Here is a 21,149-nt window from a genome sequence, read left to right on the forward strand (position 1 = left end):
GCTGGCCTGCCCGTGTGGTGAATCAGGCGGCCTAATCTACCTCCTCGACCAGATCCTCGCCGATGAACCACGAGCGGATTGGTTTGCCGCGGCTTTCGTATTCAACGAGATAAGACGGCGGGCCTTCGGAAAACTCCGACCGGCCGACAATGACGCCGATGATCGACACCGGCGAGCCGAGGGGCATCCCGTTCTTGGTGTTGGCTTCCGTGTTCATAGCAATGACCCTCCGTTGGAATGACGGAAAGCCTACAGCGGGCTAGGTGGGCGCAATGCTCCACATGCGACACAAAGCATCGAATATGCGGCAAGCCTGAAATGGTACCTACGACGTCAATAGGCGAAAACGCATAATCTGTCAAGCGGGGGATAGGCGAAAACGCATACGGAGCTTCCGCTTGGCGTCATCCAGGGAATCGCCCCATAGTCCAACCGTGGCTGACTGGGCGTTCGGCTACGGATTCGGCAGGAGGGGCGGCCATGAAGAAAGCAGAAGCCGAAAAGGCAATTCGTTACTTGGCAACGCAATGGGCCAATTCACTTTCGAAGGAAGATAGGGAGCACCCTTCATTCTCGACCTTTAAGGCGTGGCTCTCGGCCAATCGGTACTCCGGCTATCTGGACTTCCGATCAGTCATGGGCGCCGATTACGATGCGGAAGCATGGTTTGATGAGGAATTGGGGCAGATGTGGCGAAACTGACGCCGAAGCGCTATTTCTCCAAATGTATTTCGCTAGTACCCACGGATATTTACAAAAGTATCTTTTTGTGGTATCAGCCTCATCGCTTCGGCTTTGATACCAGTTAGCGGTTTTAGGAGTCGGCATGCCGAAGCGATGAGGCTGACCCGAATCAAGCTTAATTTGCTTTTTGCGTATTTAACAGCAAGCAAAGTTATGCTTTTCATCTTAAGCGCAATTGTGTCTGGACTCATTTGGGATGCCTTGAAGCCGATTCTGATGCGGTTATTCTACTATTTTTACTGAATCTTTTCAAGAAAAAGCTTGGCATCGTTCGGCGTTCGGCACGCAACGAAAAAAGGGAGCCAAGCGGCTCCCTTTTCCGTATTGTCACCAGCCGATCCCTGGTTTGTGGTATTTCCCGCTTATCGGGTTGACCCCACAAGGTGCTCGCTCGGACCTGTGCAGCTTTCACCACACCTGATATTTTCTGACCGTGAGGCGTAAACACGGTCAGGGTGTTGCCACCCACTTTCACTTCCAATGTGAATATGGTCCACCTTCGGTACATAGTCAAGCACACGGACATGTGCTTGCTAGGTACGGTTCACAAACCACTGAGAAAACATATGGCTGCCGGTACAGCACATCCGGTGCCTTGAGTTAACAAACCGGCGACGGACGTAATGGACGCCCCGGATGACATCAGGTCATCCACTACGAGCACTCTCTGCCCTTCGATGATAGGAGCATTTTCGGTCAACGCGAGCGGCTGGAAACAAGTCCTGATCTTGGTGTCGATCTTTTTCATCGTGACCAGTTGATTCGGGCTTTTGACGCTTGCGAGACGCCAGTCCGCCAACTGGTCTTTGAACTTCCGCGCCAACTTACCGTTCAGATCGTCAGGCACATTTCCGTCGTACTCTGCAAGCATTTCGCTAACAGTGCGCTTGCGGATGAATATCGGATCTAGAAGCTCCTTATGAACCACATCGCAGATTAGTTCTGCGACCTCCCTAGAGAAATCATACCCCGATGGCATTGGCATAACGACATCAACAGCTATATCGCCAGCAAAGGATGTTAAGACTTCTCTCGCCCTATCCATTATTTGCTGTCTGTACATAGGCATGATTTGGTATCCGCCCATGCCCTTCAGAGCTTTGATTAGCGGATTTCCATCACGATCTTTGTCCCCGTTCTGGTTGCGTCGGAAAATGTGGTGAACGTGGATGCCCGAAAGATCATTGAAAGTCGGGTTGTTCTCCAGCGATGTGTCGACGCGTTTTTGGTGGGTGTGATCGAGTGTAACGAAATTTGTCGCAGATATGTTGATTCCCACGGCTCCCCCGAGCGCGAACTATTGCGCCCGAATGGAATACACTATGGCTCCGGTGTTTTCACTTACCCGTTCTCAAACAGCAACACCCAAACGCGGCGAGCGCACTCGCCGCGCTCGGCTAGGCCCGCTCTCAAACTCGCCGCTTTGCCTTTTTCGCGGACCGCCCCCCTTCGAAAGCGTGCGTGTCCACGATTGAAAATATGACCCCCTCGCGCGCTTGCGCGCGCACGCGAGGAAAAAACTGTATTTGCGCTAGGCGTCGTTTGCCCAGCCGGTCCGCGGCTGGGGGCCTCTAGACTTCAGACCGGCCCGGCCTTCTGGCTGCGCCACCAACGCTTGCCGCCACCTCGATGGCGCTGCGCCAAGTCGCGCAACGCATTTACGATCTCCGCCTTGTCGATGTGGAAGCGTTCCGGATCGCCATGCGAAGGCGCGAGGAATTGCACGGCCAACGCGAGCCTTTCCAGTTCTTCAGTCATATCCGAAAACCCTGTCCGCTTCCTCACGCGCCGGCGAGAGCGACACGAGGTTGACTGCAGTTTCGCGTCCATCGCGTCCAGGCGCCAATTCATATCCGTAGGCGTCGCCCTCGGCGGGAGCGGTGCCGTTCAATGCGGTAATGTGGACGAACGTCCAGCGTTTCGCCGGCAACTGGTCGTCGCTGATAAAGCCGAACCCACGGTCCTGGTTCCAGCGTTTGATGGTGCCAATTGGCATTGTTGATGTTGTCCTGTTTGTTGGGAAAGAAAAGGCGGCCAGCCCGCTATGACTGGCCGCGAATGGCGCACGCCGGAACCCGCTAGGCGGGCTGGATTATGCCGGGTGCACGGGTCGCTGCGGTGGCTGCATGTCTGACAGATGGCGGCCAGCCAACCGCTTGCACGCCGGCGTTCGGCGCAAAGGAGGTTTGCCGCCTAAACTGTTATTCGCTGGTCGCACCGAACTCGCCGTGAACGAAGGCCAGCGGCTGATAAACCGCGAGCGCCAGGCGTTCTTCAATTCGCACCATGATGAGGTTGCGAGCGAAGTAATCTGCGTGCTCGGAACTGAACTCAATCGTCGCCTGTTGCCGGTCGAAAAGCTGCGCGGCATGCCAGTCGGCAACGATGAACTCGTCCTCGCCGATTGCGGTGGTCTCGACAATCGGCAGTCGCCAGGCAACGCCGTCCTGCCCTTTCGCGGGATCCACCCAATATTTCCCCGAGTCCGTCTCGCGGAGAAGGTCCATATCGGCGGCCGCGTTGGGGTGCAGAAGGATGCCGGTTGCGTGATGCTCGGTAAGCCGAACCTGCTGGATGGCACGACGCAGGTAGGCATACTCGTCAGCGTCGCCAGATTTTAGCAAGCCGGTGTTGAATGCGGTCGCCTGCGGCACGATACCATGCAGGTTCACGCCCGTGCCATTACCGTTCAGAAGCTGCGCTTCCTCAACGCGTTTCAGGCCGGCAACGCCGCGGTTTCCGATGTAAGATGCAAGAGCCGGCGTATCGTCGAGAATCTGTTTCGACGCCGTGAAAGTGTGGGCGATGGTCTGAACCTTGGCCGTGCGCAGTTCGAACTTCAGGTCGGACTCGCCCTTCGTTTCGCCCTCAGTCTGCGGCTGGGCACCGTTGGTGTAGTCCGTCTCTTCAGGCCATTCGACGGTATTGCTCGTGGTCGTGCCCGGCGCGATCAGGTCGCGAACCGTCAGCTTGCGTTCCGGCGCATGCACCATGCCCGGCAGACGATGCGCAGGCACCAGCGACGTGCCCGGCGAAGTTATGGCGCCAACGGTCGACGGGCCGGAAGTAATCGCCGCCATGGCTTCGGACAGGCCGCCCTGCAGTTCGATACGCTGGTGACGGCGGCTATTGTAATCGAACTTGCCGAAATCGCGGTTGGCGAGGAGCAACGAGACGACGCCGCCGTTATCGTTGGCCGCAATATAGCTCTCGCTGCGCGCGGCTCTCTTCTCGAGCTCGGAAAGGCGTCCAGCCAATTCGTCGGCGGTTGCTTTGAACTGGTTACCGACGCGCTCGACGGCGGCCATGAGGGGATCAGTTGCCATATTAGAAAGTCTCCTGAAGTTCGGCCCGAATCCAGGCCGGTAAAGGGTGTTGGGTATGGTTTGCCGCGTTGATGGCGCGGAAGTTTGCGGCGCCGCTTAGCGCCTGCTGGCGTTTCACCGCGGCTTCGGTCTCAGCGGGTACGTCGCCCCGATACGGATGGCCGGCTCGCCGTGCGAGTAGGATTGCAGCCGCCGCAACGTCGTGTTTGCCTGCGCCGATCGCCGCAGCGACGTGATCGTCAAACGGCAAGCCTCCATCGTCAGGCGCGTGCTCTATCGCCCGGCGCGCAAGCGCGTCGGCCAATTCTTTCAATTCTTTCATTCTAAATCCTCGATAGGGCGGCGATCGCATCCGCCTGGTGTGGAGCGACGCCTTGGAACTCGGCAGCGATTGCCGCGAGCGTCGGGCCGGTTGCGAAACGCGCGTGTCCATCGTCAGCCGGCTTGCCGTAAACCGCGTGAGCGCCATCGAACGTGGCCGATGCGCCACCGTCTTTGACGATCACGTCGCCGGGTTGCGCCTGGCCTCGCAGTACCGCCGCAATGGCGTCGTGCAGGCCGGTTTCGGCAAGTTCAACGGCGCGGGCCGGTGCGGTGCCGACGCCGTTCTCCGCGAGCACGGCAATAAGCAGGAGCGCCATGTCCGCCTCGATCAGCGATGGCGGTGTCCGCTTTGCGTCCGCCAAAGGCAAGCGGCCCGCGTGCTGGAGCCGGTTCGCGATAGCCGCAACGCGACCGGCCTTCATGCCCAGCCGGCGGGCAAGCATCTGCACGGCTTCCGATAAACGCACGGTTGCCTCCTTGTTTCTGCAAAATCAAAGAAAAAAAGGCCGCTCTCCGGTGTGGAAAGCGGCCCAACGAAGGAAGGCGAAGTTTGACAGAACTCCTTCCTATTCTTTCAGTATATCAAAAACACTAGGCACCCTCGCGCTTACGCTGCAACCCGCATTGGTGTATTGTCGTTTGCGGCGACGCGCAGGCGCCGCTTTGCTTCCAGCTTGCTGCACTCGGCGCATGCCGCGCGCGCAACCGACAGCGTTTCCCATAGCGGCAACTTGTCGGTTTCGCGCTCTACCATTGTCGCGCAAAGCTCTAGCGCCGCCCGCAAGCGTATCCGGCCGGCCTCGGCACGGTGGCGCTGGGGGATTGGCCATGCAGGCGCAAGCTCGCGCATCTCGGCACCTTCCAGGGCGCGCACGACTACACGCGCAAGGCCGCCTAAGCTGCGGAAGCGATGGCGGACTCGGATTGCGGTATCGGCCGCGGCTTCGATTGGAAACAGGGCGAGCGGGTCGCGTGTCGAGTCCACCACGATTCCCCCGCTCGCCGGCGCAAGCGGGTGCCCGCCTTCCGCTTCGTGGTGCAGGTCTCGCTGGAACCAATCGGCAGCGTTTACGTGCCGGGCCGACAACCGGCAGGCGGTGTGCTCTTCGGCCAGAGGTAACCGCATCGGTGCGGCTCGGTGTGGCGGCACAGGGGCGGCCACATACGCGATCGCGGTGCGCGCGGTGTCCTTGGCCGATAAGGGCCGCAGCAGCTCCCACATCGGCCTGCCTGCGGCCTGTGTGGCAGCCCGGCGCGGATTGCCCCTATTCTCGCGTGTCGGGTCGCTGTAGCGCCGTGGGAAGCGGCAGAGCCGGCCGAGCCAATAAACGGGATCCTGCCGCGGCTGCGGTGCTGCGCAGGGCTTGGCGGCGCGCAGGATGGCGCCGGACGGGATTATCCACGCCACGTCACTGCCGCCCTGCTCGGCGCGTTCATAGGCCCTGCCGCCCGGCATGGGGCGCGCCACGCCTTCCGCGCAGAACTGTGCGGGCGCGAACTCTACCATGGCCGTTGCGATCGTTTCGGCCCGCGTGGGTGCCAAGCCGGGAAACTCCTGCCAACTTACTCGCCGGCCCCGATAAGCGCCGCGTTGCGCTATGGGCGCGCCCGTGGTGTCCGTTTTTGGCGTCACATCCGACATGGCCGGACAGCGGGGCCGCGATATGGCGAATGGTATCTTGGCATCATGATCGCGCCAGCGAGCCGCGCGGCGGCGGGTGGCTGCTATGTCAAGCAGCATCGGCTGCTTTCTGGTTGTCGTTAGCGGCCAGAAGCACGGTCGTAGGCAGACGCTGCGGCTCCACCAAGCTGTGCGGGCGCCGGCCTGCCCGGTTCGTGCCGTTGAGGCGCACTAGCCGCTCGTCGCGGTAGGGGATGGCTGCGTCGTGCTCAGCCCAGCGTGCGGCGCGGCGGGCAAGGGTGGTGTCAGTCATGGTATCCTCCTAAAAATAACCTCGAAACCTGCGCCGTTTAACGCGCGCCTCACACGCCGGTCCGCGAAGGGGGCAAGTCTAGACTTTTGATAGGTCGGTGGGGGCCTTCCGAAGTCGGCGCGCGGCCCGCGCAGGGGAACGGTCGAGGCCCATCGCGCGCATTTTTCCGATTGAAAATATGACCCCTGGCGGCCCGTCATGCGGCTTCGTCGAAGCGCAGATGCTCGTAGCAGCGCATGACGCTTTCGCCCTCCGCAAGCACCCTGCGAACAACCCACAAGGCGACGCCGGTATCGCCTTTCGTGACACCTAGCACCTCAACCTTTTCGCCATCGGCGAGCGCCGCCATGCGCGACTTCCGAAATAGTGAAATCATGAAATCTGAACTCCCAAATATTGTTCAAGTTTGAACGGACGGATAGGACGGACGCCTTAAGGAAAAGTCCTATCCGTCCGGTCAGCATTGCTGTCCTATTTTTGCTCCATCTCGCGCCCGGAAGGGTGCCTATCCTGGGGATAGGCGCCCCTGTTTTCCGGTACTGCGGACGGTTTTGGCTCTCCGGACAAATCTGGATTTATCCGGATTTATCCGTATCCGTCCGGTCGGCCTCCAACCGCCAAAGCCACTCGGTTTCGCCCCATGTTCCGGCACAATAGGCGCCGGATTCCGTTGCTCGCCGAACGGCATCGGTAAAGCGACGCCGCAGATTGTCGGCACGTTTCACGGGGTCGCTCTGGCCGGTGACGTACCGGCTTTCGAATTCCGGCTTAACGTCTTCAAGGCGAACGGCCCGCACGAGCGGCGCGTCTGCTTCGCCGTGAACGCGGACAGATTCGGATTTGTCCGCAAATGTCGCATCGACGGCATCGCGGAATGGCCGGTCGGTTTTGCTCGCCTTCGCCTTCTTCGGTGCCGCCTTCCGGTCGGTGTCGAAATCCAGAACGAGCGAGGTGATTGGCGTGCCATCATCACGCTGCCCGATTACGACCGACTCTGCATGGATGGCAGCAATCGGCCCTTCAGGTGCATCGCGGCTTTTCGTGAGGTGTAGGAAGTGGTTCGCAGTCAGCCCCGTGATTTCGTCGCGGTCGCAGGCAAGCATCAAGGCGAAGTCGGCACCGGCCCTTGCGTTGGACGAGCCGCGCAATCCCGCGGACGCATTCTTGCCAGCGTGGTGGACGAGGATGACGACACAATCCAGCTTCTTCGAAATTGGCTGGAGCGCGTCAAAGACCTTTTGCCAGGCGCCGGGGTCGTTTTCCTTGTCCTCCGGAATCATGCCGGCGGCGGCAACGGTATCGACAATCAACGCGACAAGCGGCTGGCCGAAATTCTGCCGCATGACAGTGGCGGCATCGGTCAGGCGAGATGCCAGCGCCGTGTATGCGGCCTCGTCGGAAATCGCGCCCATTCCCGTCAGCATGTAGAACGGAACGTCGGCGGTGGGGTTCTCGAGCTTCATGCGGCGAGCCTTCATGCGGCCCTCGATTGTTCCCTCGCCTTCAGCGGCTAGGTACACAACGCCGCCAACGCGCTCGATTTCCCGGCCCGCAAGAGGTTCGCCGGTCATGAAGCATGTGGCAGCATGAATGGCGAAGAACGTTTTGTAGGCGCCCGACTGGCCGCCGAAGAAACCAACGCCCGTGCGGGGCATGGTGTCGCGGACCAGTTCCGGCTTTGGAATAAAAGGCCGGTCCTCGCCGATAAAGACGAGTTGCCCGCGCGGCTTGTTATCATTCGCCGCCGCCGGCTTTCCCGGAACCGGAACCGGCTGGAATTGTCCGCCGGGTTCCGACTTGAATGCACTCAAATTTCCCATGTAATTAAGCCGCCTCTGAAATGATGTCGGCGAAGTCCGCGCCAACCTGGTCGATGATGTTGATGGTGGTTTCGCGCTCGGCTGCATGCCATCTGCGAGCGCATTCGTTTGCGGCCCGTTGGCCGGTGCCGCTCGCGTCGTTATCCGCGAAGATTGTCAGCGCCTCGATGCCGTCCAGGACCGGGAAGCGCTCCAGCGTGTTCGCGCTAAGCGTTGCCCAGACAGGCCGTCCGGGCGCCGCTAATGCGGTCTCGATGCCCTCGGCGATTGCAAGCCCGGTCGTCACATCGTCGTCGCTGGAAAGCCGCACAACTCCGCCTCCGGCGCGGCCATGCATCTTCCGGCCGGTCTTCTTTCCGTCCCGGTCGAGATAGGTACAGTGGACGCCACAAGGGTCGCCGGTGGCGATGTCGGTGATGAGCGCAATCATGGCACGGCCGCCAGGATAGAACCGTAGGGCATCGCCTTCGTAGGAAAGGCCACGCGATGCTAGGTAGATCTCGGCGAGTGTGCCGGCCACCGGCTTGCTGCGCGCCCACATCGACAAGGCGTCGCGCTGCTTGCGCAGCTTGTCGATGTCAATGCGGGGGGTGTCGTCGACGTGTATCGTATCCGGCCGTGCCCAATCCCGTGAAAGGCCGAGCCGCTCGCGCACATAGTCCTTGCAGTCCCGCCAATCGTCGCCTGCGAATGACGTGACGCGAAGCCCGTCACCAACGTCAACAAATCTGACGACGAGAGAGCGGTCTTTCGAGCTATGCCCTGGGCCAGGGCATCGAATGGCGCGGCCCGACACCTCGCCGCCCAATAGCTGGGCCGCGTGTTGCAGGTTCATTTTGCCACCTCAAAGGTATGTGGATTTTAGGGCTTTGCCGGCTTCGCGCCGGTCGTTCTTCTTGGCGCTGGTGCGCTACGCGGCACGCCTTTCGGCAATGCGAGCGTCAATCCATTCGCATACTTCCGATTTTACGAAGGCGACACGACGATCGCCGAGCGGTACAGCCTGGGGAAAGCGTCCTTCGGCACGATACCTGTTGAGCATGGTGCGCGACATACTCGTCATGGCCGCGGCTTGTTTGACGTTAACTAGCACAGCGTTATCGTTCGCAGGCGTCATGAAACCTCCTCGCGCCGGACAGAGTCCGAGCGCAGACAAATTATGTTTATGGATGGCTGGTTGAATGGCCGGGCGTTGGACCGAGGTTGCTTCGCGCGAAGCGCGGCCACGTCTCGTGCGGCTACGACTGCAGTTGCAGTGGTTTAGGTGGACATTGATTCCACGACGACCACTCTATGCGTTTTCGCCTATTGTGTCAACCCCGTTTCATAGATTTTTTCGTTTGTCAATGGTGTAATTTGCGCTTTTTACTTTGCTATGTAAGCCGCCCAATCGGCCATCAACTCGCGCCGCTTCTCCAACGCATCACCGCGCGCATAGGCGCGCTCTACGGCGTCACCAACGGCATGCGAAAGCGCCATCTCCACTAGTTCGCGCGGATGACTGGATATTTCGGTGCCCCAGTCTTTGAAACTGGAGCGGAAGCCGTGCGGCGTGGCGATCTTCGGGCGCCCCTCCCCGTCAAGCTCCTTCGGGTCAACGTATCCCGTGTGCCCCGCCCTCAATTCAGCGGCATGCATATCCTTCACGACCTTGGCCAGCGTCATGTCGGAAAGCTCGCCACCGCGAGGGGCCGGAAACACAAGGTCATTACCCTCAAAGCGCGGGATGGATTTTAGCAATTGCACCGCCTCCGATGACAAAGGCACGCGATTCGGCCTCTTGCCGGACTTTGTCCGTTTCGCCGGGACAATCCACAACTGCCGTTCAAAGTCGATTTCATCCCACCTCGCGCCTCGGGCCTCGCCGCTCCTGACTGCGGTGAGGATGGCGAATTCCAACGCACGCGCGCCCATGCCCTTGCGCATCCGAAGGTGCTTCATGAAGGCCGCCATCCGCCCATACGGCAACGCGGCGTGGTGAGCGCCGTTGGTAAGCGCTTCGGGCTTGTGAAAGATGTGCTCCAGGTTGCCCTTCCAGCGGGCGGGGTTCTCGCCGTCGCGCAATCCCCTCACCTTCGCGGCGTCAAGCACCTGCTCAAGCCGCTCTCGCAGTTTCTTGGCGGTCTCTTGCTTGGTGCCCCATAGCGGCTCGAGAACGGCAATCACGTCGTCGGTTGCGATGTCCTTTGGCAACATCGATCGCAACGGCGCCGCGTGATTTCCGAGAGAGTTGCGCCAACTGGCTTCGGTCTTTCCGCCGCGCCATTTGCCAGCCTTCACGGCCGCGTCAATATAATCGTCGGCGAACTCCCCGAACGTCTGGCCGGCGGCCTTCACCTTCACGGATTCTGCGTCCGCCACGCCGCGCCGGTGCGCAATAGGGTCGATACCCTGCCGCAAGAGCGCGCGCGCGTCCTCGGCCGCCTGTCGGGCATCAGCAAGGCCAACCGAATGCAATGGGCCTATGCCAAGCTCGCGGCGCCTGCCGGCGTGGCGATAGTCGAGAATCCAATAGCGGCCTCGGCCCTTTGTCACCAGCCACAAGCCACCGCCGTCGCGCAATTTCTTCGCCTTGCTCGCCGCGATCGTTTTAACCGTCAGAACGTTACGGGTATGGTTCCCCATTATGGCTCCCCGCCCTCGCTTTCCCCACTTTTTCCCCGTTATTGGGGTCGGCGCTAGCGATAGCATGACCAATAAGGATTCGCAACGAAATCCCTGTATCGCAAGGGATGGCGCGTTTACATCATGGACAACATGGGACAACAAAAACCCTATCAAGGCTCCGGCCCGGGGAGCCACTTTTTCCAGGATTTGCAGCATCTGAGCGCGCTTCGGCCCGAGCGCCGACCGCAGTGTTTTCGAGCCTGCCGGGGCGCCCCCGCCCGCGTTCCCCGGCAGACCCTTGCCTGACGTTCGCCCCATGGACCCCCGTCAGGGCCGGCATGTGCCGACATGGACGACGAAGCAAGCGACGTGCCCGCCGCCATGTCCCAAAACGGGGCAGCATCGATGCGCCCGTGGCGAAACCTGCCAAATACCTTTTGCCGGCATGGCAGCAGCGGTTGGTCCAGCCTCTTGCAGAATTGCGCGAACGCATGACAAATTGCGGCCTGAAAACGTTTGCCTTTCGGGCGACATGCCGCAAGGCGGGCCCGTGCCGCTACGGATTACAGAGGACGCAACCATGTCGGCAGCAACTCCGGACGTTTCCGGCGAAACGTCTGCAATCAGGCTTGATGCCGCCAACTTCGCCGAGGTGACGCGCGGTATGCCGGTTCGTGCGCGCATGATGCTGTCGGTCGCGATGGGCCTGCCGCGCGGCGCGCTCACGGTGCGCACCCCCGAGGGTCTTGTGCTGGAGATGGGAGGCAAGGCCCCCGGCCCGCATGGCGAGGTGATTCTGCACAACTGGAACCTGCCCGGCCGCGCCTTCACCGGCGCCACCATCGGCGTCGCCGAATCCTACATGGACGGCGACTGGGAAAGCCCGGACGTCACCACGCTGCTGGAACTCTTCGTCATCAACGAGGAGGCCGGCGAGACGGTGGCCGGCGGCGCGAGCTGGCTGCTGACGGCCCTGCAGCGCGTCCGCCACTGGCTCAACCAGAACACACGCACCGGCTCCAGGCGCAACATCTCGGCCCATTACGACCTGGGCAACGCCTTTTATAAGGAGTGGCTCGATCCTTCGATGACCTATTCGTCGGCGCTCTATTCAACAGGCGCCAACGATCTGGAGAGCGCGCAGGCGGCCAAATACAGGGCACTGGCGCAGGATGCCGGCATCGGCCCCGGCGATCATGTGCTCGAGATCGGCTGCGGCTGGGGCGGCTTTGCCGAATTCGTCGCGCGCGAGATCGGTTGCCGCGTCACCGGACTGACGATCAGCCGCGAGCAGCACGACTTCGCCAAGGCCCGGATCGCACGGGCCGGCCTGTCCGACCGCGTCGAGATCAAGTTCCAGGACTATCGCGACGAGACCGGCCGCTACGACCGCATCGCCTCTATCGAGATGTTCGAGGCGGTCGGCGAGAAATACTGGCCCGTCTTCTTCGGCAAGGTGAAGGACTGCCTCAAGGCCGGCGGCACGGCCGGCATGCAGATCATCACCATCAAGGAACATGCGTTCCAGCGCTATCGGGCAAGGCCGGATTTCATCCAGCGCTACGTCTTTCCCGGCGGCATGCTGCCGACGCCGTCGATCCTGAAGGCGCTGGGCGCCGACCACGGCCTCACCTTCGCGCGCGAGCGCGTCTTCCCGCAGGACTATGCCCGCACGCTCGCCGAGTGGCGCACGCGCTTCCGGGGATCGTGGGAAAAGATCGTGCCCCTCGGCTTCGACGACCGCTTCCGCAAGCTGTGGGAGTTCTACCTGCATTATTGCGAGGCCGGCTTCCGGGCCGAATACATCGACGTGCGCCAGGTCATATACAAGGCCTGAGAGCCGGCGGCGGGATCGCCTATTGATCTGCCGCAAGGCTTCGTGAAAGGATGTATACAGAGCGGGGAGGAAACGCGGCAGCCGCACAGGCGCCGGGTAACGCTCATGGAGGAGACAAGGCATCATGAAGCAACTTTTGGCTGCATCCGTTTTCGCGGGGCTCCTTGCGACGACGGCGTTCGCGCAGGACACCTACAATCTGAAGTTCCAGAGCAGTGACACGTCGGGCACCGCCGCCTTCGAAGTCCAGCAGGACTGGGCCAAGCACGTGGGCGAGCTTTCGGACGGACGCATCACGGTGGAGATGCTGCCGGTCGGCTCGATCGTCGAATACAACGAAACGCTCGACGCCGTCGGCGCCGGCATTCTCGACGGCCATATCACCGACAGCTCCTATTTCACCGGCAAGGACGCTGCCTTCGCGCTGATCGGCAATCCGGTGGGGGCCTATTCGAGCCCCGAGGAACTGCGCGCCTTCTTCAATGACGGTGGTGGCACCGAGCTCTACAACGAAATCCTCGCGCCTTACGGCGTGCACTTCATCGGCCCCGCCGCCCAGACCGCCGAGGCGATCCCGTCCAAGGTGCCGATCGACAGTGTCGAGGACTTCAAGGGCGTGAAGATGCGCGCTCCGGAAGGCATGGTGCAGTCGGCCTTTGCAGCCGCAGGCGCCTCGCCCGTCAACCTGCCCCAGTCGGAGGTCTTCACGTCGCTCGACAAGGGCGTCATCAGCGCCGCCGACGCGACCACGCTCGCGACCAACGATTCCATGGGTCTGCACGACGTCGCCAAGCATCCCATCTGGCCGGGCTTCCATTCCCTGCCGCTCAACGAGGTGTCGATCACCAAGGCGACCTGGGACGGCATGCCGGACGACCTGAAGGAAGTCCTCACCCAGTCGGTCAAGGACTATGCGGAGGACCTGGCCACGCGCATCCGCGCACGCGACGAAGAGGTGGCTGAAAAGCTGCGCGCGCAGGGCGACGTGACCATCCACACCTGGTCGGAGGAGGAAAAGAAGAAGTTCCGCCAGATCGCCCAGGAGCAGTGGCAGCCTTACGGCGAGCGTTCGGAGAACGCGCAGAAGGTCTACGAAAAGCTCACGACCTACCTGAAGTCCGCGGGACTTCTCTGACGCCTATCGGGCTTTGACTGACACGGCCGGGTGGCGGGCCCGGCCGGCAATGCGAGGAGAATCGGCATGGCTTCCGGGGACAATCCTCGCGAGGAGGTGCGGGACGAGGCGCACGATACGCTTTCGCGGCTCCTGATTCCGTTGGCGCCCGTTTTCGCCGCGGCCTTCCTGCTCATCACCGCCTTCACCTTTTACGAAGTGGTGATGCGCTACGTCTTCAATGCCCCCACCATCTGGGTGCACGAAACGACGACAGCCCTCACTGCGCTTTGCTTCGCCTTTGGCGGGGCCTACTGCCTGGGCACCAACCGCCATATCCGCGTCGTGCTGATCTACGATTCCGTCTCGCAGCGCGTGAAGCGTCTGCTCGATGTCGCCATCAGTCTTGTCGGCGCTGCGGCCTGCGCCCTCATGGCATGGGCCGCGTGGAGCTTTGCATACAAGGCCTTCTTCACGCCGACCGGCCAGATGCACCTGGAGACCAGCGGCAGTGCCTGGAATCCGCCGACGCCGGCGATTGTAAAAGCCGTGCTGTTCCTCATCCTCTGCGTCATGTGCATCCAGTTCCTGCTCCAGGCCATCGCCCATCTGCGGCGCAAGCCCACCGATGAAAACCGCAGCCCGGAGCAGGAGCTCGGCGATGCTTGATCTTCAGTCCCTCGGCATCGGCGGGGGCAGCGTTGCCATGTTCGGCATGCTGCTGGTGCTGTTGCTCACCGGCATGCCGCTGGCATTCGTCACAATTCTGGTGGCGTTGATCTTCGCGCTCGGCTGGTTCGGCCCGATGGCGGTGCCGATCGTCACCACGCGCGTCTACTCCTTCATCATGCAGTACGTCTTCGTGTCGATCCCGATGTTCGTGCTGATGGCGTCGATCCTCGACCGGTCCGGCATCGCGCGCGACCTGTTCGACGCAATGCGGCTGGTGGGCGGGCGCATCCGCGGCGGCGTCGGCGTTCAGACGCTGCTTGTGGCCGTCGTACTGGCGGCAATGTCCGGCATCATCGGCGGCGAGATCGTGCTGCTCGGCCTGCTCGCGCTGCCCCAGATGCTGCGTCTTGGCTACGACCGGCGTCTGGCTATTGGCATCGTCTGCGCCGGCGGCGCGCTCGGCACGATGATCCCACCATCCATCGTGCTCATCATCTACGGCCTGTCGGCCAGCGTTTCGATCGCCGAGCTTTTCACCGCCTCCTTCCTGCCGGGCCTGCTCCTTGCCGCGCTCTATGCGACCTATGTGCTCGCCATCGTCTATTTCCGGCCGGAGATGGCGCCGATACCGACCCAGCAGGAGCAGATGCCGTTTGCCGACAAGCTGAAGCTTCTGAAAGGGCTGTTCCTGCCGCTTCTGGTCGTGGTCTTCGTGCTTGGCTCCATCTATGGCGGCATCGCGTCCGTCACCGAGGCATCGGCCATCGGCGTCGTCGGCGTTATCCTGTCGACGGTGCTGCGCGGCGAGTTCTCCATGAAGATGATGCTCGACGCATCCATGCAGACACTGCGCACCTGCGGCATGATCGTCTGGATCGGCATCGGCGCAACAGCACTGATCGGCGTCTACAACCTCATGGGCGGCATCAACTTCATCAAGGAACTGCTTCTCGGTGTTTCCGAAACGCCGATCGTCATCATTCTGGTGATGATGCTCATCCTTGCCGTGCTCGGCATGTTCCTCGACTGGGTCGGCATCGCACTGCTGACGATCCCGATCTTTGCGCCCATCGTGAAGGAGCTCGGCTACGATCCGGTCTGGTTCGGCGTGCTGTTCGCGCTCAACATGCAGATCTCGTTCCTGTCGCCGCCATTCGGGCCGGCCGCGTTCTACCTGAAAAGCGTCGCCCCGCCCGACATATCGCTGGGCACCATATTCAGGTCGCTGCTGCCCTTCATCGCGCTGCAGGCCGTGGCGCTGGTGCTGGTTCTGCTCTTCCCGTCGCTGGCGCTCTGGTATCGGTGACAAACCGCCGCCCGTCGGTCTCAACCGGCGAGATTGGGCAGGAGGTAGAGCCCCAGCGCCAGCAGCGCCGAGAACAGGACGACGCGGAACCGCGCCTCGGACAGATGGCCCCTCACCTTCTGCCCGATCACCATGCCGGCGATGGCCGGCAGCAGTGCGACGGCCGACTGCGCACCGAGCGTCGCGTTGAGCAACCCGTTGCCGCCGAGCGCGACCGCAAGCGCCGCCGTGGACAGCACGAACAGAATGCCCATCGCCTGCACAAGTGCGTCGCGCGGCATGCCGGTCGCCTGCAGATACATCACACCCGGCACGACGAACGATCCGGTCATGCCGGTCAGCACGCCGTTTGTCGCGCCGAAGACGGAACCGACCCATGGCTGGCGCGCCGCCGGCACGGTGAAGCGCAACCCTGACAGGTTGAGCACGGCATACACGATCAGGATTACGCCCAACAGGCCTGCGAGCACGTTGGTATCGAGCCGCGACAGACCGAGAGCACCGATCCACACGGTCAGCGTCGCAAGCGCGAAGAACTGCCAGTTGCGCCGCAGGATCGAGAGCGCGTTGCCCCCGGCAAGCGCCTGCCAGAGATTGGTCGCAAACGACGGCACCAGCAGCAGCGCCATCGCCTGCGGCAGCCCGAGCACCGCTGTCAGAAGCGCCAGGCTGATCGTGGGCAGTCCAAGTCCGACCACGCCCTTGACGAAGCCCGCCAGAAGGAAAGTCGCGCAGATTGCGAGAAGGATGGAAGGATCGGTCATCGGGGCTCCGTCGGCTGCGGCGACATTGTATCGCCACGCCGACGGAAACAAGAGCCACAGGACCGGCTGCCGCCGATCCTGTCTGGCGCCCTTAGAGCGTGATGCGATACTTCGCGAAACCGTCGGCGCCCTCGCCCGCGGCCTCGATCGCCACGCCGGTCACCTCGCCGATGAAGGCCTCGGCCTTAGGGCCGGTCTCGAACACGACAGTCGTACCTTCCAGGGGCACGAAGTTCCAGTTCGCGTCGGCCTTCGGGTTGATGGTGCCCTGCTCCACGATGTAGCGCACGATCACGTCGCGGTTGGTGTCTGGTGCCTCGAACACCACCTTGTCGGGGCCGATCTCGGGAAAGTTGCCGCCACCGCCGGCGCGGTAGTTGTTGGAGGCCACAACGAAACGCGCCTCCGCATCGATCGGCGCGCCGTCGAACTGCAAGTCCACGATACGGCTCGAATCGGCGTTCTGCAGCTCGCCCTTGGAGGTGTATTTCGCCGGCTGCGAAAGGTCGATGCGGTAGGTAACGCCGTCGATCACGTCGAAATTGTAGGACGGGAAGTCGGGGTTGATGAGGGGCTGGTCGGTGCCGCCCGCCTCGACCTGGTTGAAGATGCCGGCTGACATTTCCAGCCACTCCTTCACCTGCGCACCGGTAATCACCACCGCCTGCACCGTGTTGGGATAGAGATAGAGGTCGGCCACGTTGCGGATCGCCACGTCTCCCGGCGGAACGTCGGTGTAATAATCAGGCCCGCCGCGCCCGCCGGCCTTGAAGGGAGCGGCAGCCGAAAGCACCGGAAGCTCGGCATATTCCGTGTCCTTCAGCATGTCGGTGATGTACCAGACCTGCGCCTGGCTCACGATCTGCACCGACGGGTCGTCGGCGACCAGCGCAAAATACGAATGCAGGTGCGCATCCGTCTTGCCGACCGGCGCGCGCACGTAAGCCAGCGTCGCCTCGTGGTCGGCGCGCACCGCGTCTTCCACCGCCGCCACGCTTTCCACCAGCGCCTTCGTCTTGCCGTCGACGCGCTCCGAGATCGGCCGCGCCTCGCTGGTCGAACTCACCACCCGCCAGCTATTGCCGTCGCGCTCCAGCAGTAGGTCGAGCAGGCCGAGATGCGAGCCCCAGAAGCCGCCCATCACGCCCGGTTTGCCGCCGATCGTACCGGCCGCGTTGTCGACGCCTTCCACGCCGTCGAACTGCGGCCCGGGGAACGCAAGATGGCTGTGGCCGGTCACCAGCGCGTCGATCCCGTCGATGCCGGCGAGCTGGATCGATGCGTTCTCGAGGTTCTCCTCGTAACCCATCGGCCCCATGCCGGAGTGCGAGAGCGCGATGATGATGTCGGCGCCCTCCTCCCTCATCTGCGGCACCCAGGCCTCCGCGGCCTTGACGATGTCACGGGTCGCCGCCTTGCCGACGAGGTGGCGCGAATCCCAGTTCATGATCTGCGGCGGCACGAAGCCGATCAGGCCGACCCGCACGGGATGCGATTGCCCCGCGCCGTCGGTCACCGTCTTGTCGAGGATCAGATAAGGCTTGAGGAAAAGCTCGTCCTCGCGCGCGTTGCCGGCAAGCTGCCCCTTGGTGACGTTGGCGCAGACCACGGGAAAGTTGGCGCCCGCGATCGTGTTCATCATGAAGTCGAGCCCGTAGTTGAACTCGTGGTTGCCCAGCGTCGAGGCGTCGTAACCGAGCACGTTCATGCCGGCGATGATAGGATGGATGTCTCCCGCCTTCATGCCCCGCTCATAGGCGATGTAGTCGCCCATCGGGTTGCCCTGCAGGAAGTCGCCATTGTCGACCAGCATCGCGTTGGTCGCCTCGGCGCGGATCGCCTCGATGATCGAGGCCGTGCGCGCAAGGCCCATCGTGTCGTTGGGCCGGTCGCCATAATAGTCGTAGGGGAAGACGTGGACGTGCAGGTCCGTCGTTTCCATGATCCGCAGATGCGCCTGGTTGGCCTGCGCCCGCGCCGAGAACGGGTGCAGCATCACGACCGCGCCCGCGGCTGCGGAACCGGCCAGGAAAGTGCGGCGGGAAATGGCAGGTATCGTCGCGAACATTGTCGTTCTCCGTCTGGATATTTGCTCTTGGACGTGAAGGGGCGCAACGAGTGTCGCGCCGTCGGAACAATGAGTCCAGCAGCTTCGCGTGACGCGCCGATGAAATTTTGCCGGCTCATTGCCCCATCCAACCCACGCCTCACGCCATATCCGGCTTCATGCCGACATGGGTGCGGTCGATCACCTCGCGCAGCGCGAATGACGAGTTGATCTTGGTGACGTGCGGCATCGCCGTCAGCCATTCCTTATGGATGCGCTCATAGTCCTCGAGATCGCGCGCGGCGATACGTAGGATGTAGTCGTATTCGCCCGACATCAGGTGGCACGACAGCACGTTCGGGCAGCGTTTCACCGCCGCCTCGAAATCGGCCAGCGTCTTTTCGAACTGCCCCGACAGCGAGATATGCACGATCGCCGTCATCCGGTGACCGAGTGCGGCGTTGGAAAGGCGCGCGTGATAGCCCCGTATCACGCCTTCCTTTTCCAGATTGTCGAGCCGGCGCGAACAGGCGGATTGCGACAGCCCCACAGCCTCCGCAAGCGCGGCATTGGAAATTCGGCCATCCTTCTGCAAAGCTTCAAGAATAGCGATATCGATCCTGTCTCGGGTCATAAACCGTGACTCCTCCCGCGAGAACTCCATTTTGCGCAAGAATATACGAAACCGACGGTCCCGAACACTCCTATTCGCAAACACGTTCCACGGCAGGCGTGTTAACAATTTCCCTCAGGGAACATAACGTCAAATGCGAGGAAGAGCGCCAATGCGCGTCGGCTGCCCCAAGGAAATCAAGAACCACGAATACCGCGTCGGCCTCACCCCCGGCTCGGTCCGCGAATATGTCACCCATGGCCACGACGTGCTCGTCGAGACCGGCGCGGGCGCCGGTATCGGCGCCGATGACGCCGCTTACATGGCCGCCGGCGCGAAGATCGCGAAGACGGCCGCGGAAGTGTTCGCCAAGTCGGACATGATCGTGAAGGTCAAGGAGCCGCAGCCCTCGGAATGGGTGCAGCTCCGCGAAGGCCAGATCCTCTACACCTATCTCCACCTCGCACCCGATCCGGCACAGACCAGCGGCCTCGTAGAGTCCGGCGTCACCGCGATCGCCTACGAGACCGTCACCGACGATCGTGGCGGCCTGCCGTTGCTCGCCCCGATGTCGGAGGTCGCCGGCCGGCTGGCGATCCAGGCCGGCGCGACGGCGTTGCAGAAGGCCAATGGCGGCCGTGGCGTTCTCCTGGGCGGTGTGCCGGGCGTGCTGCCCGGCAAGGTCACGGTCATCGGCGGCGGCGTGGTCGGTCTGAATGCGGCGAAGATGGCCGCCGGTCTCGGCGCCGACGTCACCATCATCGACCGTTCGATCCCGCGTCTGCGCCAGCTCGACGACATCTTCAACGGCCGCGTGCACACGCGCTATTCCACCGTCGAGGCGCTTGAGGAAGAGTGCTTTTCCGCCGACGTGATCGTGGGCGCGGTGCTGATCCCGGGCGCAGCCGCACCCAAACTCGTCTCGCGCGAAATGCTCTCGGGCATGAAACAAGGCGCGGTGCTGGTCGACGTCGCGATCGATCAGGGCGGTTGCTTCGAGACCTCGCATGCAACCACCCATGCCGAGCCCACCTACGAGGTCGACGGCGTCATCCATTATTGCGTCGCCAACATGCCGGGCGCCGTGCCGGTCACCTCGGCGCACGCGCTGAACAACGCGACGCTCCACTATGGCCTGCAGCTTGCCAATCGCGGCCTGAAAGCGATCGTCGACGATCCGCATCTGCGCAACGGCCTCAACGTGCACAAGGGCCGCATCACCAACCAGGCCGTCGCCGAAGCGCTGGGCTACGAAATGGTCGAGCCGCGGGCCGTCATCGCGGCCTGAAGCATGTCTCCCGAAAGTGGGAACCGGTTTCGGGATAAAGACATGCCTTGAAGCCAACCGGGGTTTCCGCGCAAGTCCTCCCGCGCGGAGACGATGGCCCGCCGGTCTGCACCACCGGCGGGCCTTTTTCTTGGCTACGCCCGCTCGATCCTGAGCTGATAACAGTTGTTCCGCGCCGATCGCATGTGGACATACGCGACATCCGCGCGTTCGAAGATTTCGTGCGCGCGGCCGCAGATCTTGTGGGTCGCCACCACGCCGCCGGTGCCATAGACGATGCGGTCGTCGGCACTGTAGCCGCGCAGTATGTAGTCCGGCGTTGCCCGGAACATCGGCGACAGCACGTCGCCTTCCGGCGCGCGTTCGCATTCGGCGGCATGCACAAAGACTGGCCCCGTCTCCGCATAGGGCTGCAGGGTCGGAAACGGCCTGTAGGCAAATGTCAGATAGTCTTCACCCGCCGCGACATGGCGCAGGCAGTGGCGGCACGGAATGCCGGAACCGTCCGAGATCCTGCGCTCGGGCGGGTCTCCGTAAGCGTCGGGCGCGCCGCGCTGATAGGCGCGGGCCTGTTTGGTGGGCATGGCGACAAAGCGGATCAGGGCCATTTTCGGGTCTCCGGCAGGGTTCGTGTCTGCCGCACCATCGAAAGATTGCATCGTAAGCGAGCAGCCGAAGCCGTTCAGGGCTGGTAGTTCCAGGGCATGAGGTCGTCGATACGGCTGTCAGGCCAGCCGTTGGCGAGGCGCTCGA

At 62.3% G+C, this 21,149-nt stretch carries 24 protein-coding genes; 6 read left to right on the top strand and 18 right to left on the bottom strand.

Annotated elements, in window-relative coordinates; genetic code table 11:
* Window positions 1-31: 31 nt before the first annotated feature.
* Entirely contained in the window at window positions 32-217 is a 186-nt protein-coding gene (locus tag ACVJNE_RS20025; protein WP_499568438.1) for a hypothetical protein, read from the bottom strand.
* 263 nt (window positions 218-480) lie between these two features.
* Here ACVJNE_RS20025 and ACVJNE_RS20030 point away from each other — a divergent pair, with 263 nt between their 5' ends.
* Window positions 481-702 (top strand): hypothetical protein, encoded by a 222-nt coding sequence (locus tag ACVJNE_RS20030; RefSeq protein WP_499568440.1) that lies wholly within the window; start codon window positions 481-483, stop codon window positions 700-702.
* A 586-nt stretch (window positions 703-1,288) separates the two neighbouring features.
* Here the strand turns inward: ACVJNE_RS20030 and ACVJNE_RS20035 are convergent.
* The 13 genes from ACVJNE_RS20035 to ACVJNE_RS20095 all read right to left on the bottom strand — a co-directional run bounded on the left by ACVJNE_RS20035 (window position 1,289) and on the right by ACVJNE_RS20095 (window position 10,773).
* The gene (locus ACVJNE_RS20035; protein ID WP_499568442.1) at window positions 1,289-2,023 is read right to left on the bottom strand and encodes a phosphoribosyltransferase family protein; all 735 of its coding nucleotides are present in this window, start codon (window positions 2,021-2,023) and stop codon (window positions 1,289-1,291) included.
* A gap of 299 nt (window positions 2,024-2,322) precedes the next feature.
* Window positions 2,323-2,502, bottom strand: coding sequence for a hypothetical protein (locus ACVJNE_RS20040; protein ID WP_499568444.1), 180 nt, complete (start codon window positions 2,500-2,502; stop codon window positions 2,323-2,325).
* Entirely contained in the window at window positions 2,495-2,740 is a 246-nt protein-coding gene (locus tag ACVJNE_RS20045) for a cold-shock protein (RefSeq protein ID WP_499568446.1), read from the bottom strand. Before ACVJNE_RS20045 ends, ACVJNE_RS20040 begins: the two co-directional genes overlap by 8 nt.
* Before the next feature lie 205 nt (window positions 2,741-2,945).
* Complete coding sequence (locus tag ACVJNE_RS20050; RefSeq protein WP_499568448.1) at window positions 2,946-4,070, bottom strand: phage major capsid protein; 1,125 nt, start codon at window positions 4,068-4,070, stop codon at window positions 2,946-2,948.
* A 1-nt stretch (window position 4,071) separates the two neighbouring features.
* Entirely contained in the window at window positions 4,072-4,392 is a 321-nt protein-coding gene (locus tag ACVJNE_RS20055; protein WP_499568450.1) for a hypothetical protein, read from the bottom strand.
* A 1-nt stretch (window position 4,393) separates the two neighbouring features.
* Complete coding sequence (locus tag ACVJNE_RS20060; protein ID WP_499568452.1) at window positions 4,394-4,861, bottom strand: hypothetical protein; 468 nt, start codon at window positions 4,859-4,861, stop codon at window positions 4,394-4,396.
* 140 nt (window positions 4,862-5,001) lie between these two features.
* Window positions 5,002-5,937, bottom strand: coding sequence for a hypothetical protein (locus ACVJNE_RS20065; RefSeq protein WP_499568454.1), 936 nt, complete (start codon window positions 5,935-5,937; stop codon window positions 5,002-5,004).
* A 187-nt stretch (window positions 5,938-6,124) separates the two neighbouring features.
* Window positions 6,125-6,328, bottom strand: coding sequence for a hypothetical protein (locus tag ACVJNE_RS20070; RefSeq protein ID WP_499568456.1), 204 nt, complete (start codon window positions 6,326-6,328; stop codon window positions 6,125-6,127).
* Window positions 6,329-6,524: 196 nt separating this feature from the next.
* Complete coding sequence (locus ACVJNE_RS20075) at window positions 6,525-6,704, bottom strand: hypothetical protein (RefSeq protein ID WP_499568458.1); 180 nt, start codon at window positions 6,702-6,704, stop codon at window positions 6,525-6,527.
* Between the two features lie 199 nt (window positions 6,705-6,903).
* Complete coding sequence (locus ACVJNE_RS20080) at window positions 6,904-8,148, bottom strand: AAA family ATPase (protein WP_499568460.1); 1,245 nt, start codon at window positions 8,146-8,148, stop codon at window positions 6,904-6,906.
* Window positions 8,149-8,152: 4 nt separating this feature from the next.
* Window positions 8,153-8,983, bottom strand: coding sequence for a DUF7146 domain-containing protein (locus ACVJNE_RS20085; protein ID WP_499568462.1), 831 nt, complete (start codon window positions 8,981-8,983; stop codon window positions 8,153-8,155).
* A gap of 75 nt (window positions 8,984-9,058) precedes the next feature.
* A complete protein-coding gene (locus ACVJNE_RS20090) occupies window positions 9,059-9,265 on the bottom strand; it encodes a helix-turn-helix transcriptional regulator (protein ID WP_499568464.1) in 207 nt (68 codons plus the stop codon).
* Window positions 9,266-9,513: 248 nt separating this feature from the next.
* Entirely contained in the window at window positions 9,514-10,773 is a 1,260-nt protein-coding gene (locus ACVJNE_RS20095) for a tyrosine-type recombinase/integrase (RefSeq protein ID WP_499568465.1), read from the bottom strand.
* Between the two features lie 562 nt (window positions 10,774-11,335).
* Between ACVJNE_RS20095 and ACVJNE_RS20100 the strand changes: the two genes are divergently transcribed.
* The 4 genes from ACVJNE_RS20100 (at window position 11,336) to ACVJNE_RS20115 (ending at window position 15,684) form a co-directional block, all read left to right on the top strand.
* A complete protein-coding gene (locus ACVJNE_RS20100; protein WP_499568467.1) occupies window positions 11,336-12,592 on the top strand; it encodes a class I SAM-dependent methyltransferase in 1,257 nt (418 codons plus the stop codon).
* Window positions 12,593-12,716: 124 nt separating this feature from the next.
* The gene (locus ACVJNE_RS20105; protein WP_368803246.1) at window positions 12,717-13,727 is read left to right on the top strand and encodes a TRAP transporter substrate-binding protein; all 1,011 of its coding nucleotides are present in this window, start codon (window positions 12,717-12,719) and stop codon (window positions 13,725-13,727) included.
* Between the two features lie 66 nt (window positions 13,728-13,793).
* Complete coding sequence (locus tag ACVJNE_RS20110; RefSeq protein WP_499568469.1) at window positions 13,794-14,375, top strand: TRAP transporter small permease subunit; 582 nt, start codon at window positions 13,794-13,796, stop codon at window positions 14,373-14,375.
* The gene (locus ACVJNE_RS20115) at window positions 14,368-15,684 is read left to right on the top strand and encodes a TRAP transporter large permease (protein WP_499568471.1); all 1,317 of its coding nucleotides are present in this window, start codon (window positions 14,368-14,370) and stop codon (window positions 15,682-15,684) included. The genes ACVJNE_RS20110 and ACVJNE_RS20115 overlap by 8 nt, the downstream gene beginning before the upstream one ends.
* 20 nt (window positions 15,685-15,704) lie before the next feature.
* On the opposite strand, the gene ACVJNE_RS20120 is transcribed toward ACVJNE_RS20115, so the two are convergent.
* The 3 genes from ACVJNE_RS20120 to ACVJNE_RS20130 form a co-directional block, all read right to left on the bottom strand.
* Window positions 15,705-16,448 carry a sulfite exporter TauE/SafE family protein gene (locus ACVJNE_RS20120; protein ID WP_499568473.1) on the bottom strand — a complete coding sequence of 248 codons (744 nt, stop codon included), beginning with the start codon at window positions 16,446-16,448 and terminating at the stop codon, window positions 15,705-15,707.
* A gap of 91 nt (window positions 16,449-16,539) precedes the next feature.
* A complete protein-coding gene (locus ACVJNE_RS20125; protein ID WP_499568475.1) occupies window positions 16,540-18,516 on the bottom strand; it encodes a bifunctional 2',3'-cyclic-nucleotide 2'-phosphodiesterase/3'-nucleotidase in 1,977 nt (658 codons plus the stop codon).
* 139 nt (window positions 18,517-18,655) lie between these two features.
* Window positions 18,656-19,129 carry an Lrp/AsnC family transcriptional regulator gene (locus ACVJNE_RS20130; RefSeq protein WP_173191847.1) on the bottom strand — a complete coding sequence of 158 codons (474 nt, stop codon included), beginning with the start codon at window positions 19,127-19,129 and terminating at the stop codon, window positions 18,656-18,658.
* 151 nt (window positions 19,130-19,280) lie between these two features.
* On the opposite strand from ACVJNE_RS20130, the gene ald reads away from it, so the two are divergent.
* Window positions 19,281-20,396: an alanine dehydrogenase gene (gene ald, locus ACVJNE_RS20135; RefSeq protein ID WP_499568477.1), complete on the top strand. Its 1,116-nt coding sequence runs from the start codon at window positions 19,281-19,283 to the stop codon at window positions 20,394-20,396.
* Window positions 20,397-20,530: 134 nt separating this feature from the next.
* Here ald and ACVJNE_RS20140 read toward each other — a convergent pair whose 3' ends face one another.
* Entirely contained in the window at window positions 20,531-21,004 is a 474-nt protein-coding gene (locus ACVJNE_RS20140) for a DUF1203 domain-containing protein (protein WP_499568478.1), read from the bottom strand.
* Between the last annotated feature and the right edge of the window lie 145 nt (window positions 21,005-21,149).

This window comes from Mesorhizobium sp. DxT (assembly GCF_058448885.1).